We start from the raw sequence: 21,265 nt of genomic DNA, 5'->3' as shown, positions 1-21,265 counted from the left end.
TTTGTGCCATGGCAATCACGGAGCGCTAGCTGGTGTTACTACGTACCGTATGGATGAGATCACCCATCCGGTATCGCGTCAGATCTTGCCGCACGGTAGAGATGCAGCATGTCGCCGCACTCCCTCCGTTCCCCGAGCCCGGCGTCCGGCGACGTCGCCGAGGCGGGCGGGCGTCACCGCCGCCCCGAGTCGCCTTCCGCGTTCCGGGTGAGCACGCTGCTGGAGGACGACACCTGGGTCCCCGGGCCGCGCTCCGCGCGCCATCAGACCCGGCGCGCCCGCCGCGCCGCCCTGCCGCGCATCGCCACTTCTCGCAGTACCGCACGCCGCGCCGCCCACCGGGCCGCGCCGGTCCGGCCGCCGGTCACCGGCAGCCACCGCGCGCCCGGCACGCTACCGATCGAGACCTGGCTGCTGATGGGCAAGAAGCGGCAGCAGGTGCTGCTCGCCTCCCTGGTCGCGGTCGGATTGCTGCTGGTCGCGGTGCCCGGCACGCCCGCACGCAACGGCATCGAGGCGGTCAACGCGGCCGCCGCCCGGGCGGTCGGCAACCGCGCTCCCGCGAAGGCCAAGGCGAACGCCGCCGACGACGGGAACGACAAGAAAGCCACCGACGCCCGGCCGGCGAAGCCCACACCGAGCGCCTCCGCGGCGACCGGCGGCAACGTGCCCGTTCTCGAGGCGACCGGCCCCGCCGGCAAGAACGTCAAGAACGCCGGCCCCGGGCACTCGCTGCGCACCACCGGCTCGACCACGGTCGCGCTCACCTTCGACGACGGCCCCGACCCGGTGCAGACACCGCGGATCCTCGCCCTCCTGGCGCAGTACCAGGTCAAGGCGACCTTCTGCCTGGTCGGCCAGCAGGTGCAGAAGCATCCCGAGATCGTGCGACAGATCGTGGCCGCGGGGCATACGCTCTGCAACCACACGTGGAACCACAGCCTCACGATCGGTAAGGACAAGCCCGAGCAGATCAAGGCCGATCTCGCGAGGACGAGCGCCGCGATCCGCGCCGCCGTGCCGGACGCGAAGATCCCGTTCTTCCGGGCGCCCGGCGGCAACTTCACCGACCGGCTCGTCGGCGTGGCCGCGGACGAGGGGATGGCCTCCCTCTACTGGCAGGTCGACCCCGCGGACTGGGACCACAAGGTCGGAGAGACCGACGCCGCGCACACCGCCCGGGTGATCGCCGACATCAAGAAGCACGTGAAGCCGGGTTCGATCATCCTGTCTCACGACTTCAACCAGCCGGACACCATCGCCGCGTACCAGAAGCTGCTGCCCTGGCTGAAGCAGAACTTCACGCTGGGCATCCCCGGCCAGCCGGCCCCGGCCGTCACCACCCCGCCGGCCTCCGACCCGACGCCGACCGAGACCCCGGCCACGCCGGACCCGGCCGCCTCGGCGTCACCCGATCCGGCGGACGCGGCCGGCGCGGCCGACGGGGCCGACGCTCAGAAACTGGGCTGACAGACCGGGCACCAGTAGAGGTTGCGCCCGGCGAGCGGACCCCGGGCCACCGCCGTGCCGCAGACCAGGCACGGCTGGCCGGGGCGGCGGTAAACGTACACCTCGCCGCCGTGCCGGTCGACGCGCGGCGCCCGCCGCATGGCCTCGGGCGTGTGCTGGGTGTGCACGGTGTCGATCCGGCCGCGGGCCACGCCCTCCTTCATCAGCGCGCGCAGGTCGGTCCAGATCTCGTCCCACAACTCGGCGCCGACCGACCGCCCCGGCGTGGTGGGCGCCAGCCCGGCCCGGAACAGCACCTCGTTGGCGTAGATGAGCCCGCACCCGGCCACGATCGACTGATCCAGCAGCAGCGCGAAGATCGGCTTGGTGCTGCCCCGGACCCGCCGCCCGGCCTCCTCGGCGTCGGCGTCGTCCCGCAGCGGGTCGGCCCCCAACCGCTCGCGCAGCTGCCGCGCCTGCACCGGATCGAACACCTCACACGCGGTAGGCCCGCGCAGCTCGAGCCAATGCGCGTCGCTGTTCACCACCATCCGCACCTGCCCGATCGGCGTAGGCACCGGCGCTTCGCCGTCGCTGAACTTCCCATACAGTCCAAGATGGACGTGAACGCTCAGGTCGCCCTCATAGTGGTGCAGCAGATGCTTCCCGTACGCCTCGGTATCGCGCAGCCTGCGCCCGTCGACGACCCCGGCCCCCGCCGCGAACCGCCCCTGCGGACTGGCAACCGCAACCCGCCGCCCCGCGAACAGCTCCCGATGCCGAGCCGCAAGCCGATGAATGGTGTGTCCCTCTGGCACGATCGACAACGGTACTCAGACGCTGCCGGCAACCGCTTGGCGCATGCCTTCCCGCCTCGCGACCTCCGGGCGTTCGAGACCTCGTCGGCCTGGCGACCCGGTCGATCGGCCGGCGACTAGCTTGCCCGGTGCGTGGCGTGGCGGCGGGTTCGGAGGGCGAGGATCAGGCCGGCGATGGAGACGAGGGCGGCCAGTGTCTCGGCGACGGCGGAGCCGACCTTTCCGGGCTCGTTCCAGGTGTTCTCGTAGAGGTTGGGGATCGGGCCCAGCTGGCCCACATTGACGTACGTGTACAGGGTCACCGCGATGGCCACGCTCGCCGAGACCAGGAGCGAGAGGATCCAGGTGAGGATGTTCGGCCGGATCAGCACGGCCAGGGCGACCACGATCGCGACGACGGCCTGGATGCGGAAGAGGGTGCCTTCGCTCATCACGGACGAGCGGAACTGGTCGTACTGGCCGGCGTCGTGCAGGTGGACGTAGGCGTCGACGCCGAGCAGGACCGCCGTCACGACGGCGAGCGCGCGCTGGGCTACGGCGGTGTCACGCCAGGTTACGTGTGAACCCGCGTGCATCACATGGTTGGTCATCGGTCCGGTTCCCTTCGACGGCGAGCTTCTCCGATCGATGCTCATCCGGAAGGGCGGGGCCGGCATTGCGGCCAGCGGGAGTAAACGGGTACCGGGCAGCCGGTATTACTCCGCGTCAGGGGTGGGACGGGTGGGACGGTGGCGCCAGATCCACCAGAGGCCGATGAACGGGAGGACCAGCGGGACGTATCCGTAGCCGCTGCCGTACCGCGACCAGACCGTGTCGTCGGGGAAGGCGATCGCGTCGGCGATGCTGAGGGTGCCGACCATCAGGACGCCGACGAGCTCGATGCTGCAACTGGTCAGCGCGATGCGGCGGCCGCGGGTGCCGCCGATCGCCAGGCCGACCGTGGCGGCGATGTAGACCAGGCCGGCCAGGGCCGACAGCAGGTAGGCCAGGGGCGCCTCGGAGAAGTGCGTGGCGATCTGCACCAGGGCGCGGGCGCTCGCCGAGAGGGCGAACACCCCGTACACGAAAAGAAGCACCCGGCCGAGGCCGGTGTTGAGCGCGGCGTCGGCGGGCCGGGTGGTGGGGGGTGAGTCAGGCAACGGTCACCGACGCAATCTGCTGCAGCCGCAGCACCAGGACCGGCAGCACCAGGCAGGCGACGCCGAGGATGAGGTTGCCCCAGCGGGTGGGCTCCATCTTCGCCAGGTAAAGAGCGACCGGGGCGAACGCGATCGTGGTGATCAGATAGCCCGCGAAGGTGGCCGTCTCCTGCGGGCGGGAGCCGTCGAAAAGGCCGATCACCGCCACGATGACAAGCACCGCGACCAGCACGCCGAGTACGGCGGTGGCGATGAGCTCGGCGCGCCCGGGCGCGCGGTTGAGGGCGGCGCGCAGCAGGAACCATGCCGCCAGCACGAGGGCCGCGACGATGGTCGCGACCGACAGGGGACCGTTCACCCGGCACAGCGTACTGATCGCTTGGAGCCTGATAGCTTGCGGACCATGCGCTTCGGATTGTTCGGCACGGGACCCTGGGCTCACCTCGCACACGCGCCCGCGCTGGGCGATCACCAGGACGTCGAGTTCGTGGGGGTCTGGGGGCGCGATCCCGACAAGGCGGCCGCTCTCGCGTCCGAGTACGGCGCGAAGGCGTACGGGGAAATCGAAGATCTGATCGGTGATGTCGACGCCGTCGCGATCGCCCTCCCGCCGGATGTGCAGGCGCCGATCGCCTTGCGGGCCGCCCGGGCCGGCCGACATCTGCTGCTCGACAAGCCGGTTGCCTTCACCGCGGCCGAGGCCGACGAGATCGCCGAGGCCGTCGCCGAGCGTGACCTGGCGTCGGTGGTCTTCTTCACCCGGCGGCTGGTGCCCGAGACCGACGATCTGCTGGCCGAGCTGGTGGCGCTCGGTGGCTGGCGAGAGGCGCGCGTCGACCACCTCGGTTCGATCTTCACGACCGGCAGCCCGTTCGGGGAGTCGGCGTGGCGCCAGGCGAGGGGCGGTCTCTGGGACGTCGGCCCGCACGCGCTCGCCCTGCTCCTGCCGGTGCTCGGCCCGGTCACCGAGGTGACCGCGATGGCCGGGCCGCACGACATGACCCACGCCCTGCTGCGGCACGAGGGCGGCGCGATCAGCACGCTCACCCTCAGCGTCGATGCCGCCGAGGATGAGGTACGCCAGGAAGTGGTCTTTGCGGGCGAGGCCGGCCTGCGCCGGTTCCCGGACGCGCAATGGCGTGCCGACCAGGCGCTCGGGCGCGGTATCGACCAGCTGATCGCCGCGGCCGGGGGAGGACCGGCGCCGGCCATCGACGTGCGGTTCGGCGCAGAGGTGACCGCCGTCCTGGCGGCTTGCCAGGAGGCGATCACCAGCGGTCGCACCGTCGCCGTCGGCCGATAGGGCCGCACCACCGTCTCAGGGGACGATGCGCTCGATCGTCGCCGCTCCGTCCCGCTCGATCTCCTTGCGCGCGCGCTCGACGTTCTCCGGGGTCGGGTCGCGACCCTCGGCCACCGCCACGTCCTCCGGGTCCCATTGCTGGTCGGCGCCCGTACGCCAGTGCGGCTCCTCTCCCGGCTGGAGGAACTCGGGCGTGTCGCGGTCGGTGCCACCGCCGGTGATGAAGGCGTCCACGGCCACGTCGTCGTCGATCGCGTCCGCCACCTCCTCGCTCTCCTCCAGCGGCGGGCGAATCTCGTCAGTCATGGTCATCCTCCAGAGTTGGCGTCATACCCGTCTTACCCCGTCATGCCCATGGTGACCATGGGTGGGAAACGGACGATCGAGCCCTCGACCGGTCAAACTGAGCGCTAACTGGACAGGAATCGCGCGTTACGGATGGACGCTTAGTAGCGGGACGAATACATTTTCGCGTGCACGGAAGTGACGGAGTCCGTACCCACGGTGAACGAGCCCGGCCGGTCGTGTTGGTGAGGGGGAGACGCGTGACAAGCCTGTCCGACGCGGAGCGGGACGCATGTGACGTGATGCAGGCGCTGGCGGGCATGGCCGCGCTGCTGCGGCGACCGGCCGGCGACGTGCCCGGCCTCGACCCGTGCGATCCGGCCGCCGACCAGGCACGGCGGTTGCTGCTGGCGCTGGCCGAGGACGCGGGCCCGGCCTGCGAGCGCGTCGTGGAGTTCCTCCGCGAGCAGCGCGGGGCCGGGGACGGCGACCTGGCGGCGGTACCGCGCCGGCTCGGGCCGTGGCGCGAGTGGACGCCTGAGCGCGGTCACCTGTTCGGTGTCTTCTCCGGCGCCCGGCGGCCCAACGGCGTGCCGCAGCCGCGCCGCAGCGACCCGGGCGAGTGACCCTCGATCGGGTGACGGCTCAGCTCGGCCGGCGCAGCGTGTCCGACGGCGCCTCGCCGAAGCGGGTCCGATAGGCCGACGCGAATCGGCCGAGATGAGCGAAGCCCCAGCGGTGTGCCACCGTGGCCACGGTGATCCTCAGGGGGTCGGACAGCCGCAGCGTCTCGTGCGCCCGCAGCAGGCGCTCCTGCTGCAGGTACGCCATCGGCGTGCAGCCGAGGTGCCGCCGGAAGCCCTCCTGCAGTGACCGCACGCTCATCCCGGCGATCGCCGCGAGGTCGGCCACCGTGAACGCCCGCTCCGGCTCGTCGTGCACGGCGTCGACGACCCGCCGGATCGCGCGCGGCGGACCCGCGGTGACCGGCCCGGTCAGCTCGGCGTGGTAGCGGTGGGGGACGCTCAGCAGCAGGCCGCTGAGGACACTGCTGCGCAGCTGCTCGGCGATCAGCGGCTGGTAGATCAGGCTCTCCTTGTGCTCCAGCTCGTCACGCAGCAGCCGTACCAGCCGGCTCCAGCTGTGCCCGGGCCCGCCGGAGAGGTCGATGGCCGGCGGCAGGTCGATCGGTCCCACGACCGGGCGGCCGAGCATGGCGGCCAGCTCCTGTTCGAGGGCGGCCCGCTCGATCTTCACGGCGAGTTCGGCCGAGTTCGCGTCGTGCATGGTGTAGACGGGACCGCCCGGGCCGAAGACGACCCCGGTCGAGGGGCCGGCCACGACCTCGTGCCCAGCGTGCCGGGCCTGCATACGCCCCGCTGTCGGCATGCTCACGTGGTACGCGTCGAGCTCGGGCACGACAAAGCTGACCGCGCCCGCGAAGCTGATTTGTCCGACCGTCAACGGTCCGAGTTGGATCACTTCCACACCCAGGCCGAAACTGTCCGCGCCCTCCGGCGTGCCGACTGCCACAGGATAGTAGAAACGATTTAGCACGGACTGGGCCTGATCGATGTCTACGCTGCTGAAGTGGATTATGTCGGGCACTTCGGAGTATGCCGGGCCGGACCACGGGTAGACATCATCCATACCGAAGCGGACTCCATCGCATACGGTGAGTATTCGCACCCGAGTCCTGGAACGTCAACGTTCCCGCCACCCACTGACCGTTCCAGCACATTCAGGCCATATGAACTACTCTGGCGTTCCGCGCCTACGTGGCGTAACTTGCAGACCAGCGGATTGTTGTAGGAACGCGGTGGGAGGGCGGCGTCTGGGCGAGGCGCCCGGCGTCCGGTCCGGCGGTTTCAGTCGGCCGCGCGCCTCCACGCGGTAGGTTCGGCGTCGGCCCGCTCGACGCCAGGAAGAGGGCAGCCGTGTATCTGCCGATCACTACCCGCCAGTTGGCCGATGGCACCGTTGAGGTCGCGCCCAGCGGAGAGATCGACTTGGACAACGCCCACGTGATGCGGGACGCCGTCAACGACGTCCTCACCAGCAGCACGCCGGGCAAGATCTGCCTCGACCTGCAACGGGTAATGCTGATCGACAGTATCGGGATCGGCATACTTGTCGCCTGCTTCCACACCGCCGCCGCGAGCGGCGTCAAGCTGGTGGTCAGCCATCCCAGCCCGACGGTCTACCGCCAGCTGTGGGTGTCCGGGCTCGTCGGCCTGCTGGGCTGCGCCGAGCCGCCCCAGCCGCGCACGTCGGTCGGCCTGCGCCCGTCCTGACTTCAGGCCTTTGATGGTTGAATGCGGCACGTGACCGTGCTGCGTTCCATCGGGCTGTTCGTGCTGGCCGCGCTCGCCGAGATCGGCGGCGCGTGGCTGGTCTGGCAGGGTGTGCGGGAGCATCGTGGGCTGCTCTTCGTGGGCGCCGGGGTGCTCGCGCTCGGGGCGTACGGCTTCGTGGCGACCCTGCAGCCCGACCCGCACTTCGGCCGGATCCTGGCGGCGTACGGCGGCATCTTCGTCGCGGGCTCGCTGGTCTGGGGGATGGTCGCCGACGGATTCCGCCCCGACCGGTACGACCTGATCGGGGCCGGCCTGTGTCTGGCGGGCGTCGCCGTCATCATGTACGCACCGCGCGGCGCGGCCTGATCTGGCATTTGCCGAACTTCGTGATGCGCCGGCCGGCAATCGTCGAGGAGGGCGGACCGAAAATCATCGGCAGTTTCCGAGGCCCGCGACCGCCGGAGACTCACCGAGAGCGACCTGGCTCATTCCCACCGGCTGATCGTGATGTCAAATCCATCGGGCGTACGCACGCGGAGCTGCTCGCCGAAATCCCGGTCGGTCGCCACCTCGGCCACCGGGTAGCCGGCCCGGTGCAGGCGACGTTCCAGCTGCTCGAGCGGCATGTCCGCCTCGAAGTGCAGCTCGATGCCCGGCTCGCCGCGCGCGGTCAGGACGATCTGGACCGTGCCCAGCTGGAGCAGGACCCAGCCCGTCTCACGGTCGCCGTGGATGAGCTCGGCGCCGAGCCGCTCGTAGAACGCGATCGAGGCGGGGAGGTCGCGGACGTGAACGATCGGCCGCAGCAGCAGGCCCGGATCGGTGCGCACGATGGCCATGTCTCTCCTCGATCGTCGGTGCGCTCTCTCAACGATCGAATCGGGTGATCAGTCGTTCAGCTGGGCGCGCTCGAGCTCGGTGAAGGTGGCGGCGACGAACGGCCCGACCGGGCGCGGACCCAACAGGTCGGCGACGAGCAGGGCGGAGTGGCGGGCCAGCGTCCCGGGTTTCGGCGGTGGCTCGTCGTCGCCCTCGTCGGTGACGCCGAGCGCGCCGGCCAGCAGCAGCAACATCACATGCGGGTCGACCTCGGGCTGCCACTGAGCGGCGGCGCGCACGCCGCGCTCGAGCACGCCACGCACGGCCTCGCCGTCGAGGCCGTCGGGATGGGTGTCTTCCAGCAGGAGGCGCACGAGGGTGCCCAGCACGAGGCCGGTCTGTGCCGGGTCGAGCGCGGCGAGGTCGTCGACCGCGGCCGTCAGATCGGGCTCGTCGTGGCGCTGGGCCGCGTCGACGGCGGCGACCGCCGCGACCGCGATCGGCCGGGCCGGTGGCGGGAGATGCCGCCAGTTCTGTTCCATGCCGCCGACCCTAGTGACGCCCTCCGACAGAACCGGAAAATGTCGGAGGGGCCTGGCAGGCTGTCCCCATGACTTCTCCTCTGCGTGATGCCATCGCCGCCCGGGTCGGGCGCGGCCAGTTCCCCGGCCTGGTCGCGCTGGTGGCCCGCGGCGACGACGTCACTGTCCACACCGTCGGCACGACCAGGTTCGGCGGCGACGTCCCGATGCGGCGCGACACCCCGTTCCGCATCGCCTCGATGACCAAGCCGGTGATGGCCGCCGCCACGCTCATGCTCGCCGAGGACGATCGTCTCGACCTCGAGGAGCCGGTGGCCAAGCTGCTGCCCGAGATCGCCGGCCAGCGGGTGCTGAGCCGCCCCGACGCCCCGCTCGACGACACGGTCGAGGCGGTCCGCCCGCTCACGGTGGAAGACCTGCTCACCTTCACGATGGGCTTCGGGCACATCCTGACCGCCGACGGCATCGACCCGCCCTACCCGATCGTCCAGGCCGGCATCGAGCTCGGTCTCGTCCTCGGCCCGCCCGACCCGCGCTCCCCGCACGCCCCCGACGAGTGGATCCGCCGCTTCGGCTCGCTCCCGCTGATCCGCCAGCCCGGCGACGCCTGGATGTACAACGTCGGCACCCTGCTCCTGGGCGTGCTGCTGGCCCGGGCCGACGACCGCCCGCTCCCCGAGGTGCTGTACGACCGGGTGTTCGCCCCGCTCGGCATGAGCGAGACCGGCTTCTGGCTGCCGGCCGAGCGCGCCGCCGAGCTCCCGGGGCACTACATGACCGATCAGTCCACCGGAAAGATGACCGAGCAGACGAACTCGGGTCCCGAGATCTGGAGCCGTCCGCCGGCGTTCCCGTCCGGGTCGGGCGGCCTGGCCTCCACCGCCGACGACTTCCTCGCCTTTGCCCGCATGCTGCTCAACGGCGGCGTCCACGGCGGGACCCGGGTGCTCTCGGCGCAGTCGGTGGCCTCGATGACGCGCAACCACCTGAGCCCGGCCCAGATCGAGAGCGGCGGCTTCCTCCTCGGCGGCGCCGGGTGGGGTTACGGCATGGCGGTGACCGTGGCAGATGACGAGGTGTCCGCGGCCGGTCGTTATGGCTGGTCCGGCGGCTACGGCACGACCTGGTTCAACGACCCGGCCGAGGGGCTGATCGCGATCGTGCTCAGTCAGGTCAGCGATCTGCTGTGGGGCGGCGCACTGCCGGAGTTCAACCGGCTCGCGCGCGAGGAGGATGGGAGCGCGGGACAGTGATCGACCCTGGGGAGGGCGCACGATGAGCAATCTCGACGCGGTCACGGCGTGGATCGAGAACTATCGCAAGGCGTGGGAGTCGAATGATCCGGAGGACATAGCCGGGCTTTTCGCCGAGGACGGCGCGTATTTCACCGAGCCGTTCGCGAAACCCTGGCTGGGCCGCGACGCCATTGTCGAAAACTGGATCAAGAATGCCGACAAACCCGGCACCACCACCTTCGAGTGGCATCCGGTGATCATCACCGACGAAGTGGCGATCATCGAAGCGACGACGAAATATCCGAAAAAGACGTTCAGCAACCTGTGGGTCCTGCGGCTCGACAATCTCGGTCAGGCCCGCCAATTCACCGAGTGGTGGATGCAGCACCCCAAGAGTTGATCGCTATTCGGCCGCGGCGACCGGGAGGGTGAGGCTCGTCGCGGGGCAGTGGATCGTGTGGTGGGACGGGCGGAGGACGTGGCCGTCGGCCGGGTTGCCCGGGGTGCCGAGGTTGCGGGCGAAACGAGGGAAGGCGCCGCCCGAGATCTGCAGGCGGAGCCGGTGGCCGGCCCGCAGCCGGTGGAAACACGGGTCGAGGGTGAGCGTCACGTTCTGCACCTCGCCGGCGGGGGCGTCCGGGTCGAGGCGGAGCATCGCGTCGGCGAAATTGTGCGAGCGCGCGTGGTCGTCGACGTCGCAGAGGCGGACGAAGACGTCGGCGTGCGGCGGGTCCACGGCGATGGCCAGCGTCAGCGCCGGGCGGCCGGCCACGTCGACCGCGGTGGGCAGCGGGTCGGTGGTGAAGGTGACGACGTCGGGGCGGGCCTCGAGCGGGCGGTTGTCCTTGACGCCCATCGTGCCGGTGAGCGTGCGCCCGCCCAGCGCCGGCGTCGGGTCGGCCGGGTCGTAACGAAAGCTCACCGTTCCGCCGACCGGCACCGATGCGGGCGTAGGCGTCGCGGGCTCGGGCGTGACGGGCGCCGGCTCGGTGGGCGTGGGCTCGGCAGGTGCCGCGGGTGCGGTGGTCAAAGTGCCGTTGGCGTGGGGGTGGAAGACGGCCGGAAGCGTGGACGGGGGCCAGGCGGGCAGGGCGTGCCAGCGGGACTCGCCGGTTCGGTGGACGCGGACCGGGTGCTTGCGGGCGGCCGGGCCGCCGGCCAGGTGCTGGTCCAGCCAGGCGAGCGTCTCGCGGGCGACGATGCCCGTCCCGCGGGTGGCGACGTCCAGGTGGGTCCACGGGCCCACGGTCAGCCCCACCTCGACGTTCCGCGAGCGGAGTGCCGCGTACTGCTGAAGGGTCTGGTCGAGGAACAGGTCCTGCCAGCCGCCGATCAGCAGGACCGGGGCGTCGATCCGCCGCAGGGCCTCGCCGGCCCGGTACGGCGCCCACCACGGGTCCTCCTCGAGCGGGTGGGAGAGCCACTCGCGGTACCACGGCGCGCGGCCGCGCAGCACGGGCTCGGCCGCCACCGGGAGCGGCAGGCCTTCGAGGGCGGGGCGCAGGCGGCGCGGCGCGCGGGCCATCACGGCCGCCCGCCGCAGATATCCGCCGTCCTCCTGATGGGCGATCTGGTCGCTCCAGCCGAGGAAGTCGCCGAGCGTGAAGGCGCCGGTGCCGTAGACCGCCGTGCGGAAGTCGTGCGGGCCGACCAGCACGATCGCGGCCCGGAGCTCGGCCGGCGGCTCGATCAGAGCGCTCCACTGCGTCCAGCCCAGGTAGGAGCCGCCCAGCGTGGCCAGCCGGCCGTCGAACCAAGGCTGGTCGCGCAGCCACGCGATGGTGTCGGGGCCGTCCTCGATCTCCTGGGCCATCGGCCGGAACGCGCCGCCCGAGCCGAACGTCCCGCGCACGCTCTGGATCACCACGTGGTACCCGCGAGCGGCGAAGACCCGGCCGTTGAGCAGGGCGAGGGGCCAGCCGCGGCCGTACGGCGTGCGCACGAGAACGGTGCCCCGGGACGTACGCGTGACGGGCTCGAAATGATCGCCCTGCAGGATCACACCGTCGCGCATCGGCGTGCGCACGGGCGAGACCGTGTAGTCGTTGCGCACCGGAGGCAGGCGCAGCAGCCGGCTGAGGGCGGCGTCGGTGAGCCGCCGTGTCGATTCGGCCATCCCCGTACCCCTCGCTCTTGATCAATTCTCGGGAACCGGTGGAAATGACAGTTGATCACACTGGGAAATGAAATGTGAATGGCATTCGAGTGGATGTGGATGTGCGATTTTCCGTCCGGACGGGCACACTGCCACGGTGGAGGTTCGGCAGACGCTCGGCGGCCGCTACAAATTGCTCGATGAACTGGGCAGTGGTGGCATGGCGGTGGTGTGGCGCGCCCGGGACGAGGTCCTCGGGCGGCCGGTCGCGGTCAAGCTCCTGGCCGGGCGATTCGTCGACGATCCGCAGTCACGGGCCCGCATCCGGGACGAGGCGCGCTCGGCGGCGACCCTGTCCCATCCGAACATCGCCCAGGTCTACGACTACGGCGAGGCGACCGGCACCGGCACGCCCTATGTGGTGATGGAGCTGGTCAACGGTCCCACGCTGCAGCAGCGCGTCTCCTCGGGCAAGCTGCCGCCGCGCACGGTCTTCCGCATCTGCGGCGAGGTGGCGGCGGCGCTGGCGGCCGCGCACGATCACGGCCTGGTGCACCGCGACATCAAGATGGCCAACATCATGGTCACCCCGGCCGGCGCCAAGGTCGTCGATTTCGGCATCGCGGCGGCGGCGGGACCGGCGTCGCCCGAGGACATGCTGGTCGGCACGCCGGCCTATCTGGCTCCCGAGCGGCTGACCGGCGATCTGATCATCCCAGCGTCGGACGTCTATGCCCTCGGCGTGCTGCTCTATCGGCTGTTGACCGGCGAGTCGCCCTGGTCGGTCGAGAGCACCACGCAGATGCTGCGCGCCCACGTCTACCAGGACCCGGTGCCGCTGCCGTCGTTACCGGGCGTGCCGCCGGCCGTGGGCGATCTCATCGACCGCTGCCTCCGCAAGGATCCCGACGCCCGTCCGAGCGCGGCCGAGGTGTCGGCCACGCTGGGTGACGCGGCCGAGGCCGCACATCCCGATCTCGTACGGGTGGAAGCGCCCGCCGACGGCGGAGCCGACGATCTCGATGCGGAGACGTCGGTGCGCGCGGGCGCGGCCGCGGCCAACCGGGGAACCGGCCTGGGACGAGACTCCGACGGCGGCCGGGGGAGGCCGGGCTTCAACGCGGGACCGGCCGGCGAACCCGAGCCGGCGGCGGCGGGCAGGCGCAACGCCGGGCAGGAGAGTGCCGAGGCGGTGGTCCGGCCGGCGCGGGGTGCCGTCAACCAGCGGCGCGCACCGGCGGCCGAGACGGTGGCCGGCGCGCGGTGGGATTCCCCCGCGAAATGGGGAGCCGGTCTTGTGGTCGGGAGCGGTGGCTCCCCCGTACGGGAAAAGGGGAATGAGCCACCGGAAGCCGGCGGCGAACCGCGGTTTTTTGAGCAGCGTGGCCGGGTGCTGCTCGGGGTGGCGATCGTGGTCGTCGTGATCGCGGCGCTCGTCGGGCTGGCGCTCGGCGGGCCGTCCGATGTGGATCGTGAGGCGCCGCAGGCGGCAGCGACCGTAACTGCCGCACCCAGCGTGAGCGCCGGTCTTGGGATGCCTGCGGTGAGTGACGGAAGTGCGGCTACGCGACCGACTCCGACCGACGTGCCGGTGCGACCGCCGGTTGCGGGGAGTGAGCCGATCGGGTCGGTGAGCCCCGGCGGTGTGCCGGCGGGATCGGCCGGCCCGGGGTCCGGATCGCCGGGGACGCCGAGCCCGTCCGGTGGCGGATCGGCGGCGCCCGCGGGGAAGCGGCTCGACTCGCCCGGCGGCTATGCCTTCGCGACCTGCGGGCAGGGCAAGGCGACGCTGACCTCGTGGCACGAGAATTCCGGCTACACCGTGGACAAGGTCGAGCCGGGCCCGGCGCTCACCGCGGTGATCGTCTTCGCCGGCACGCCGACGCGCTATCGCATGACGGTGACCTGCGTGGCCGGCACGCCAACACCGGTGGTGCTGCCGCTGTGAGCGAATGATTAGGACGCGGCGGAGAGTAGCGCCTCGGCCACCGCGGTTCGCGTGTTGAGCAGCGACCGGCCCTGACGGTGCGCGACCACCAGCCCGGCGGCGCGCAGCGTCGTCAGATGCTGCGAGACACCGCCCGGAGTGATGCCCGTGCGCCGGGCGAGCTCCGTGGTGGACAGCGGAGTGGCCAGCTCGGTCAGCAGACGCGCCCGGCCCCGGCCGAGCAGCGCGGTCAGCGCGTCCGACTCGCGGGACGAACGCTCCCACAGGGTGGCCACGCCGCGAGCCGGATAGGCGAGCTGCGGCTCGCCGACGGTGACCGTGAGGACCGACGGCCAGACGAAGACCGACGGGATCAGGACGAGTCCGGAGCCGGAGGGGACGTCGGGGGCGACACAGTGCGGCTGGTCGATGGTGAGCGTCCCGGCCCGCCAGGAGACGCGGGGATGCAGGTCGTTCAGGATCGCGTCGCTGCCGTTCTCGGCCAGGCGGCGGGCCCGGCGCTGCACCTCGGCGTCGAGCAGCGCGCGCAGGCGCGGCCAGTCGGGGGCGATCGCGACCGACCAGTAAGCGGCGATCTCGTCGGCCAGCCGGGCCAGGCCGGCGGCCGGGTCGTCCGCGAGCCGGGCAAGATGGCCGGCGGGGTCGTCGCGGGACGGGCCGGCGCGACCGGCCGACGCGAGCTGGAAGCGCACGACCGACGGCGGAGTGGCGCGCAGGCCGTCGAGCTCGCGGTCGAGGTCGGCGGCGAGCCCGGTCGGCGACGGGGTCAGGAAGTCGGGCGTGTAGCCGCCGCTCGGGGCCACCAGCTGCCACAACAGGCCGGTCTCGTCGACGCCGGCGCGGGCTCGGTCGGCCCAGCGCCGGTGCACGGCCGGCACCCCGGGGTCGCGCAGTATGCGGACACTCGCCAGCACCTCCCACAGGCAGGACACGGCGAAGCGGATGCGCGTGGCGGCCGTCGCCGACAGGCCGATGGTGGCCATTGCCGCCTCCGTGGTTTTAGCTGGTGCTGAAACCTTACGCGCGATGCCGACCGGGGCGAAGACTGTCCTCGTGACTCAACAAGCCGCACTTCTTCGTTCCCTGCACGTCCCGGGCTCGCCGCTGGTTCTCGCCAACGCCTGGGACGCGGCCAGCGCCCGCGTCGCCGAGGCCGCCGGCTCCCCGGTCGTTGCCACGACCAGCGCCGGTGTCGCCTGGAGCCTCGGTGCCCGGGACGGCGACGCCCTCGACCGTGAGACGGCCGTCGCCGCTGTTCGCCGCGTGGTGTCCGCCGTCTCGGTGCCGGTGACCGCCGACATCGAGTCGGGCTTCGGCGACGACCCGGCCGGCGTCGCCGAGACGATCCGGGGCGTGGTCGCGGCCGGCGCCGCGGGCGTCAATATCGAGGATTCCCTCCGGCCCGTCGACGAGATGGTCTCCCGGCTGGCCGCCGCGCGCGAGGCGGCCCCGCGCGACGACCTGTTCATCAACGCACGGATCGACAACTACCTGCTCGGCAGCGGCGACTTCGCCGACACGGTGGCCCGGGCCGAGGCCTACATTGCGGCGGGCGCGGACGGCATCTTCGTGCCGGGTGCGGTCGATCCCGAGGTCGTGGGCGCGCTGGTCGCGAAGATCCCGGCGCCGATGAACGTGCTGGTCTGGCCGGGAGCGCCGTCGGTGGCGGAGCTGGCCGCGCTCGGGGTGGCCCGGGTCAGCCTGGGCTCGGGCGTGGCCCAGGCGGCGTACGCGCTGATGCGACGCGCCGCGCGGGAGGCGCTCACCGACGGCACGTACACGTCGGTCGGCGAAGCCATCGAATACGGCGAGTTGAACGGGCTGCTGGGGGCCTGAGCGCCCCCAGCAGCCGGGGCGCTATTCCGCGTAGCGGGTGGGCGGGAACGGGTTGTCCTCGCTGAGCGGGGTCGTCTCGCCCTCCGCCTCCTGCCGCGCGGTGACGCTCTCGATGTCCTGCTCGACCTCGTCGAACGCGGGGTCGAACGGGACCGGGTCGTCGGTGGCCGCGGGCACGTCGCCGGGGTCGTAATCGGACACCCCGGCCTCGGCGCGCTCGGCCTCGGTGCGCCGGGCGAGCTCGTCGTCGTCCAGGTGCGCGGGCGTGCCGCCGTGGAACCGGCGGTCGCGATGACCCTCGGCCGCCTCGGTGGGGAGATCTTCACTAGCCATGTTCGCCATCCTTTCGAGGTACCCGTCGCCGTCGGGTCTACCACGATGGCGCCGATCACGCCTCGGCCGGAATGCGCTCGATCGGAAAGTGTGAGTTGAGGAACGCGAGCAGGGCCGCGTTGACCTGCTCGGGCTTCTCCAGGCCGGGCAGGTGGCCGGCGCCGTCGACGACGACCAGATCGCTGCCGGGGACGAGCTTGCGGATCAGCTCGGCGTCGGCGAGCGGGGTGTACGGGTCCTCGGTGCCGACCAGGATCAGCGTCGGCACCCGTACGGTCTCGAGGGTGTCCTGGTAGTCGGGGCGCTCGGCCCGGCCGCGCAGCGCCGCCGCCGCACCCGCCGGCGAGGTGGCGAGCATCATCCGGCGGACATGCTCAGCGACGCCGGGCAGCGCATTCACGTGGTATGGGGTGATCATCTTGTCCAGGACCTCGGCGGCATAGCCGGTCATGCCCTCGGCCAGCAGCCGGTCGGCCAGGTCGTTGCGGTACCGGCGGCCCTCCTCGGTCTCGCCGACCGGGGAGGTGTCGGAGAGGATCAGGCCGGCGACGCGGTCAGGATATCGGCGGTAAAACTCCATCGCGATCTGGCCGCCCATCGAGACGCCGACGATGATCGCTTGGCGGGCGCCGTGCCGGTCGAGCTCGCGGGCAAGGTCGGCGGCAAAGTCCGACAAATACGTTATCTCCGAAGCAACCGTCGGCGTGGTTCCGTAACCGCGCAGGTCGGGGGCGATGACGTCGTAGCCGGCTTCGCGCAGCGCGACGGCTTGTGGATCCCACAGGGTGTGGTCGAACGGGTGGCCATGGATGAGCAGAATCATGCTTCCGACGCTGCTCGCCCCCGCGGGCCGCGGAAACGGCCAGTTCCCACCTTGCGGCCCGAACGGCGCGGCCACCCACTGCCGCGCCGCCCGGGCGATTCATTGTTGGTACACGCTTTCGGCGGAGTCAACGCCTAAGTTCCGATGACTTTCCGATAGTTTCAGTCAAGCGCCTCAAAAACTATCGGACGACGTCCAGCCACAGCACGATGCCCGTGATGTTGTGCAACACGGCGGCCACGCCCGCGCGGATGGCCGCCCCGCAGCGCTCGGCGGTGAACGACGTCGGGTCGTACGTCGAGGACGCGCCGAGCCCCTCCCCGCGGAACGACGCGCCCGACCAGTCCGCCGCCGTCACGTTCTGGGTCGGCTCGGCGACCTCCGCGCCCACCACGAGGAACTGCTGCGACAGGTGGCTCGCGGTGACCACGGCCAGCGGGTCGACGAGCTCGTTGCCGGCGCTCACGATCAGGTCGGGCTTCAGGTCGACCGCCTTGGAGATGCCCGGCACGAGGTCGCCGTCGGCCGCGATCGTGCGGAGGCTGACGTCCTCGGCCTTGGCCCACTCCCTGACCGCCGCCACCAGGGCGTTGGTCGGCTCGTCATGCCCGGCCGTGAGCAGCACGACCCGGTAGCCCTTCGGCGGGTGGACGTCGTTCCACGAGCCCGGCTTCGGCGTGATCGTGCCCTCCGGGGTCGGCGTGGCCGTGGGGTCGACGAAGCCCGCGCCGAGCGCCCCGATCGCGGTCGGCATCGGGTGCGGCCGCGACCAGTCGTCGTCGGGGTTGCCGCAGCCGGCGCTCACGCCGGCGAGCGCGGCGACCGCGGCGAGCGTGGCGACGGCCCGAGGCAGGGAGCGCACGTCGAAAGGTCCTCTCGGGGGTGGTGGGTGTTGCGCGCTCCTTCTTATCCCAGTTCAGCCCCGATCCGAGCCCATGCTTCCTGATCTTGGCCGCCTGCTTCCGGCGGTTCGCTCCCGGTCCGACTGATGTTCACCCACGGCGTGCAGCGTGCACTGGCTTACCGAAGGAGTCGCATGCCACGCCCCGTCCGCTCGGCCCTCTTCCTCGCCGTCTTCCTGGGGATCACCCTCTTCGACGCCGGGCCGGCCCTCGCACACGGTTTCAGCTCGACCGTCTACGTGGACGTCGCCAAGGGTGACGGCGGGAAGGTGCGAACCACGCTGGGTCTCGAGTACGACCTGTTCGTGGTCTCCACCGCGGACGCGGAGAAGGACGATCCGCTCTTCCGTGCCGGGACCGACGCCTTCGACGGTCAGGACGACGGGGCGATGGCCGCCGCCCTCGACAAACACGCCGACCAGGCCGTCAAGTACGTCACCCAGCGGTTCACGGTCACTTCCGGCGGCAAGGCCTGCACCGCCACGCGTACGGGCGACTTCACGATGGGCCGGCGGGAAGGCGTGCCCTACACGACGCTTTTGCTCGACTGGTCCTGCCCTTCGGGGGCGGACCAGCACGAGGTGCGCAGCGGTCTCTTCCCGGACGGGGAAGGTTACGTCAAAGGCACCAAAACCATTGTCACGTACGAGATAGACGGTCATTCCGGAAGCGCGGCGCTCGACACGAACACGCCGTCGTTCTCCACCGCTCAGACCTGGTACGAGCGTTTCTGGGAGTTCTTCCGCCTCGGCGCCGAGCACCTGCTCACCGGAATCGACCACATTCTCTTTCTGCTGGCGCTGATCGCCGGCTCCCGGCGTCCACGGGAGATCGTGCTGGCCGCGACCAGCTTCACGCTCGCGCATTCCGTCACGTTCATGCTCGCCGCGCTCGGCGTCGTCCAGGTGCCGGCCCGGGTCGTCGAGCCGGTCATCGCGCTCTCCATCGCCGTGGTCGCCGCCTGGTATCTCTTCCGGGTCTGGCGTCGCGGCGACCACGCCACCGACCTGGAAACCGCCGGTGGCAGCCATTTCAGCCTGGACCGGGCGGGCTGGACCCGGCTGGGCGTGGTGTTCTGCTTCGGACTCGTGCACGGTCTCGGTTTCGCCGGCGCGCTCGGCATCAACGAGGCGTGGTCCTGGACCCTGCTGTGGTCGCTGCTGGTCTTCAACGTCGGCATCGAAGTCGTTCAGTTGACGCTCATCGCGATGGTTTTCCCGCTTTTGGTGGTGCTGCGCCGCCGTTCGCCGCGAGCGGGTCTCTGGACCACCGGCGCGATTTCCGCGGGCGTGTCCCTTATGGGGCTGATCTGGTTCGTCCAGCGCGTGTTCGGCCTGTGAGTTTCCTGGAAGGGACATGCATAGCTACGTGATCATTCACGCCTGGTTCACCGGCTGCCGACAGCTTGATCTTGCTTCATCCCTCTCATCTCAATCGGAAAAGAGGAACAGAAACCGATGAGAACGAGCCTTGTACGCCGCCGGATGGTCGCGACGGCCACCGCGGCGTTCCTGGGTCTCGGTGTGGCCCTCGGCAGTGGGCTGGCCGCTCCCGCCCTCGCCGCCGACACCGCCACGCTGTCCAGCGTCATCCTCGGCGTGGGCGCCAACGAGTCCCAGCGGATCGTCACCTGGTACTCCTCGGCCGACACCGCCCAGCAGATCCAGGTCGCGCCGACCGCCGAGCTCGTGAACGGCGAGTTCCCGGCGTCGGCGATCACCTTCGCCGCGGCCGGCTCCGCCAACATCGCCACCAGCGGTGGGTTCAACCGGCACGCCACCATCACCGGCCTGAAGGAGAGCACGGGGTACTCGTACCGCGTGGGCTCCGAGGGCAACTGGTCCTCGACGTACGCGTTCAAGACGCAGGACTTCGAGGGCGACTACGACTTCCTGTTCTACGGCGACCCGCAGATCGGCTCGTCCGGCGACGTCGCCCGCGACCAGGCCGGCTGGGTGGACACGGTAAACGTGTCGACGGCCGCCAACCCGAACGCCGAGCTCCTGGTGTCCGGCGGCGACCAGGTCGAGACGGCCAACACCGAGGCGCAGTGGAACGCGTTCCTCGCCCCCGAGCAGCTGCGTCAGTACCCGTGGGTCGCCACCATCGGTAACCACGACGTCGGCGGCAAGGCGTACGAGCAGCACCTCTACACGCCGAACACCGACCGGTCCGCCGCGTTCTACGCGAACGGCGCTCCGACCGGCGCGCAGTCCGGTGGCGACTACTGGTTCATCTACAAGGACACGCTGTTCATCGACCTGAACAGCAACAGCTACACCACCACTTCCGGCGGTGGCGGCGATGCTGCGCACGTCCAGTACGTCACCGACACCATCAAGGCGCACGACGGCGAGGCGAAGTGGACGGTGCTGGTCTACCACCACTCGATCTACTCGCCGGCCGACCACGCCAAGGACGCTGACAACAAGGTGCGCCGGGTCGACTTCCCGACCACGTTCTCGAACCTCGGCGTGGACCTGGTCCTGCAGGGCCACGACCACAGCTACTCGCGTAGCTACGAGATCAAGAACGGCGCGAAGGCCAACCCGGACGAGAAGCCGGGCCAGGCCGACGTGTACACCGGCCCGGGCGGCGTCATCTACGTGACGGCGAACTCGGCCTCCGGCTCGAAGTACTACGACATCACCGCTCCGGACAACAGCGGCACCAGCGGCGCGGGCAACGGCGCCGACCCGCTGGACCCGGGCAACTACTGGTACAACTCGGTGCAGAACCAGGAGCACGTCCGCTCCTACGTCAAGGTCGAGGTCCGCAACGACAAGCTGGTCGTCCAGGACCTCCGCAGTGGCACCTGCGCCGCCCCGAACGCGGCCGTCGAGCTCGGCCGGTCGCCGTGCGCCGACACCGGCCAGGCGGTCGGCTCCATCGTGGACAAGGTGACGATCCACCCGTACCACGCCGATGGCCAGGACATCCAGGTCAACGTGCCGAACCCGGCTCCGGGCGAGTTCGGCTGGACGATCGACGGCTACAACGGCCTCGTCGACCTCGGCACCGCGTCCGAGCGCAACGGCCAGTACTTCGCGTCGACCGGGTCGATCAACCCGATCGTCGTGTCGGACAGCCGCCGCTCGCTCGCCCCGTGGTCGATCTCGGCCAGCGTCGGCGACTTCAAGGACGGCGCCAAGTCGTTCCCGGGCTCGTACCTCGGCTGGTCGCCGGTCGTGTCCTACGCGGGCGCGGGCGCGACGGCCGGTCCGGCCGTGGCCTCCGGCTTCGACGACCAGGGTCAGGGCCTGTCGGTCTCGCGTGGCCTCGGCTTCGCGGCCCAGGGTCACGACCGCGGCACCGCCAAGCTGGGCGCCGACCTGGACCTGAAGGTTCCGGACAGCGTCGACAAGGGCAACTACCGCGCCACCCTCACGATCACTGCGCTGAGCAGCTGATTCTGTTCCCGGGGCAGGCGTTCACGCGAAC

General features: G+C 71.0%; 24 protein-coding genes. 11 read left to right on the top strand and 13 right to left on the bottom strand.

Annotation, left to right across the window (positions count from 1 at the left end; translation table 11 throughout):
* Window positions 1-108: 108 nt before the first annotated feature.
* Complete coding sequence (locus A3CQ_RS58505; RefSeq protein ID WP_020513326.1) at window positions 109-1,470, top strand: polysaccharide deacetylase family protein; 1,362 nt, start codon at window positions 109-111, stop codon at window positions 1,468-1,470.
* On the opposite strand, the gene A3CQ_RS0123080 is transcribed toward A3CQ_RS58505, so the two are convergent.
* The 4 genes from A3CQ_RS0123080 to A3CQ_RS0123065 all read right to left on the bottom strand — a co-directional run bounded on the left by A3CQ_RS0123080 (window position 1,455) and on the right by A3CQ_RS0123065 (window position 3,764).
* Window positions 1,455-2,267, bottom strand: a complete 813-nt coding sequence (locus tag A3CQ_RS0123080; protein ID WP_026206070.1) for an Fpg/Nei family DNA glycosylase — start codon at window positions 2,265-2,267, stop codon at window positions 1,455-1,457. The two genes, A3CQ_RS58505 and A3CQ_RS0123080, sit on opposite strands and share 16 nt — an antisense overlap.
* Window positions 2,268-2,383: 116 nt before the next feature.
* Window positions 2,384-2,857 carry a hypothetical protein gene (locus A3CQ_RS0123075; protein ID WP_020513324.1) on the bottom strand — a complete coding sequence of 158 codons (474 nt, stop codon included), beginning with the start codon at window positions 2,855-2,857 and terminating at the stop codon, window positions 2,384-2,386.
* Window positions 2,858-2,962: 105 nt separating this feature from the next.
* Complete coding sequence (locus A3CQ_RS0123070) at window positions 2,963-3,406, bottom strand: hypothetical protein (protein ID WP_020513323.1); 444 nt, start codon at window positions 3,404-3,406, stop codon at window positions 2,963-2,965.
* The gene (locus A3CQ_RS0123065) at window positions 3,399-3,764 is read right to left on the bottom strand and encodes a hypothetical protein (protein ID WP_020513322.1); all 366 of its coding nucleotides are present in this window, start codon (window positions 3,762-3,764) and stop codon (window positions 3,399-3,401) included. Before A3CQ_RS0123065 ends, A3CQ_RS0123070 begins: the two co-directional genes overlap by 8 nt.
* 45 nt (window positions 3,765-3,809) lie before the next feature.
* Between A3CQ_RS0123065 and A3CQ_RS0123060 the strand changes: the two genes are divergently transcribed.
* On the top strand, window positions 3,810-4,709 hold the full coding sequence (locus A3CQ_RS0123060) for a Gfo/Idh/MocA family protein (RefSeq protein WP_020513321.1): 900 nt from the start codon (window positions 3,810-3,812) through the stop codon (window positions 4,707-4,709).
* 15 nt (window positions 4,710-4,724) lie between these two features.
* Here A3CQ_RS0123060 and A3CQ_RS0123055 read toward each other — a convergent pair whose 3' ends face one another.
* Window positions 4,725-5,015, bottom strand: coding sequence for a hypothetical protein (locus tag A3CQ_RS0123055; protein ID WP_026206067.1), 291 nt, complete (start codon window positions 5,013-5,015; stop codon window positions 4,725-4,727).
* A gap of 239 nt (window positions 5,016-5,254) precedes the next feature.
* Here A3CQ_RS0123055 and A3CQ_RS0123050 point away from each other — a divergent pair, with 239 nt between their 5' ends.
* Window positions 5,255-5,620 carry a hypothetical protein gene (locus A3CQ_RS0123050; protein ID WP_157296192.1) on the top strand — a complete coding sequence of 122 codons (366 nt, stop codon included), beginning with the start codon at window positions 5,255-5,257 and terminating at the stop codon, window positions 5,618-5,620.
* Window positions 5,621-5,639: 19 nt separating this feature from the next.
* On the opposite strand, the gene A3CQ_RS0123045 is transcribed toward A3CQ_RS0123050, so the two are convergent.
* Window positions 5,640-6,644: an AraC family transcriptional regulator gene (locus A3CQ_RS0123045; RefSeq protein WP_020513318.1), complete on the bottom strand. Its 1,005-nt coding sequence runs from the start codon at window positions 6,642-6,644 to the stop codon at window positions 5,640-5,642.
* Window positions 6,645-6,931: 287 nt separating this feature from the next.
* Here A3CQ_RS0123045 and A3CQ_RS0123040 point away from each other — a divergent pair, with 287 nt between their 5' ends.
* Together A3CQ_RS0123040 and A3CQ_RS0123035 are read left to right on the top strand one after the other, a co-directional pair.
* Window positions 6,932-7,288, top strand: coding sequence for an STAS domain-containing protein (locus A3CQ_RS0123040; RefSeq protein ID WP_020513317.1), 357 nt, complete (start codon window positions 6,932-6,934; stop codon window positions 7,286-7,288).
* Window positions 7,289-7,318: 30 nt separating this feature from the next.
* Window positions 7,319-7,657, top strand: a complete 339-nt coding sequence (locus A3CQ_RS0123035) for a YnfA family protein (RefSeq protein ID WP_026206065.1) — start codon at window positions 7,319-7,321, stop codon at window positions 7,655-7,657.
* A 119-nt stretch (window positions 7,658-7,776) separates the two neighbouring features.
* On the opposite strand, the gene A3CQ_RS0123030 is transcribed toward A3CQ_RS0123035, so the two are convergent.
* Window positions 7,777-8,130 carry a VOC family protein gene (locus A3CQ_RS0123030; RefSeq protein WP_020513315.1) on the bottom strand — a complete coding sequence of 118 codons (354 nt, stop codon included), beginning with the start codon at window positions 8,128-8,130 and terminating at the stop codon, window positions 7,777-7,779.
* 48 nt (window positions 8,131-8,178) lie between these two features.
* On the bottom strand, window positions 8,179-8,652 hold the full coding sequence (locus tag A3CQ_RS0123025; protein ID WP_020513314.1) for a hypothetical protein: 474 nt from the start codon (window positions 8,650-8,652) through the stop codon (window positions 8,179-8,181).
* 68 nt (window positions 8,653-8,720) lie between these two features.
* On the opposite strand from A3CQ_RS0123025, the gene A3CQ_RS0123020 reads away from it, so the two are divergent.
* Together A3CQ_RS0123020 and A3CQ_RS0123015 are read left to right on the top strand one after the other, a co-directional pair.
* A complete protein-coding gene (locus A3CQ_RS0123020) occupies window positions 8,721-9,905 on the top strand; it encodes a serine hydrolase domain-containing protein (protein WP_020513313.1) in 1,185 nt (394 codons plus the stop codon).
* 22 nt (window positions 9,906-9,927) lie between these two features.
* A complete protein-coding gene (locus A3CQ_RS0123015; protein ID WP_020513312.1) occupies window positions 9,928-10,287 on the top strand; it encodes a nuclear transport factor 2 family protein in 360 nt (119 codons plus the stop codon).
* 3 nt (window positions 10,288-10,290) lie between these two features.
* Here the strand turns inward: A3CQ_RS0123015 and A3CQ_RS0123010 are convergent, their stop codons facing one another.
* Complete coding sequence (locus tag A3CQ_RS0123010) at window positions 10,291-12,003, bottom strand: CocE/NonD family hydrolase (protein WP_020513311.1); 1,713 nt, start codon at window positions 12,001-12,003, stop codon at window positions 10,291-10,293.
* A 136-nt stretch (window positions 12,004-12,139) separates the two neighbouring features.
* Here A3CQ_RS0123010 and A3CQ_RS0123005 point away from each other — a divergent pair, with 136 nt between their 5' ends.
* On the top strand, window positions 12,140-13,930 hold the full coding sequence (locus A3CQ_RS0123005; protein ID WP_026206064.1) for a serine/threonine-protein kinase: 1,791 nt from the start codon (window positions 12,140-12,142) through the stop codon (window positions 13,928-13,930).
* 8 nt (window positions 13,931-13,938) lie between these two features.
* Here the strand turns inward: A3CQ_RS0123005 and A3CQ_RS0123000 are convergent, their stop codons facing one another.
* Window positions 13,939-14,913 (bottom strand): ArsR/SmtB family transcription factor, encoded by a 975-nt coding sequence (locus A3CQ_RS0123000; protein WP_020513309.1) that lies wholly within the window; start codon window positions 14,911-14,913, stop codon window positions 13,939-13,941.
* A 43-nt stretch (window positions 14,914-14,956) separates the two neighbouring features.
* Between A3CQ_RS0123000 and A3CQ_RS0122995 the strand changes: the two genes are divergently transcribed.
* On the top strand, window positions 14,957-15,766 hold the full coding sequence (locus A3CQ_RS0122995) for an isocitrate lyase/PEP mutase family protein (protein WP_020513308.1): 810 nt from the start codon (window positions 14,957-14,959) through the stop codon (window positions 15,764-15,766).
* 21 nt (window positions 15,767-15,787) lie between these two features.
* Here A3CQ_RS0122995 and A3CQ_RS0122990 read toward each other — a convergent pair whose 3' ends face one another.
* The 3 genes from A3CQ_RS0122990 to A3CQ_RS0122980 form a co-directional block, all read right to left on the bottom strand.
* Window positions 15,788-16,099, bottom strand: coding sequence for a hypothetical protein (locus tag A3CQ_RS0122990; protein WP_245577307.1), 312 nt, complete (start codon window positions 16,097-16,099; stop codon window positions 15,788-15,790).
* A gap of 55 nt (window positions 16,100-16,154) precedes the next feature.
* On the bottom strand, window positions 16,155-16,922 hold the full coding sequence (locus tag A3CQ_RS53700) for an alpha/beta fold hydrolase (RefSeq protein ID WP_020513306.1): 768 nt from the start codon (window positions 16,920-16,922) through the stop codon (window positions 16,155-16,157).
* 181 nt (window positions 16,923-17,103) lie between these two features.
* Window positions 17,104-17,784: a type 1 periplasmic-binding domain-containing protein gene (locus tag A3CQ_RS0122980; protein WP_020513305.1), complete on the bottom strand. Its 681-nt coding sequence runs from the start codon at window positions 17,782-17,784 to the stop codon at window positions 17,104-17,106.
* A gap of 174 nt (window positions 17,785-17,958) precedes the next feature.
* Here A3CQ_RS0122980 and A3CQ_RS0122975 point away from each other — a divergent pair, with 174 nt between their 5' ends.
* Both A3CQ_RS0122975 and A3CQ_RS0122970 read left to right on the top strand, forming a co-directional pair.
* Window positions 17,959-19,164 carry a HupE/UreJ family protein gene (locus tag A3CQ_RS0122975; RefSeq protein ID WP_020513304.1) on the top strand — a complete coding sequence of 402 codons (1,206 nt, stop codon included), beginning with the start codon at window positions 17,959-17,961 and terminating at the stop codon, window positions 19,162-19,164.
* A 117-nt stretch (window positions 19,165-19,281) separates the two neighbouring features.
* Window positions 19,282-21,234, top strand: a complete 1,953-nt coding sequence (locus A3CQ_RS0122970) for a purple acid phosphatase family protein (RefSeq protein WP_026206062.1) — start codon at window positions 19,282-19,284, stop codon at window positions 21,232-21,234.
* Window positions 21,235-21,265: the final 31 nt, after the last annotated feature.

It is taken from the genome of Paractinoplanes globisporus DSM 43857, from assembly GCF_000379645.1.
In the GTDB taxonomy this organism is placed as follows: Bacteria; Actinomycetota; Actinomycetes; order Mycobacteriales; family Micromonosporaceae; genus Actinoplanes; species Actinoplanes globisporus.
This window is presented reverse-complemented; position numbering and strand designations above follow the sequence as displayed.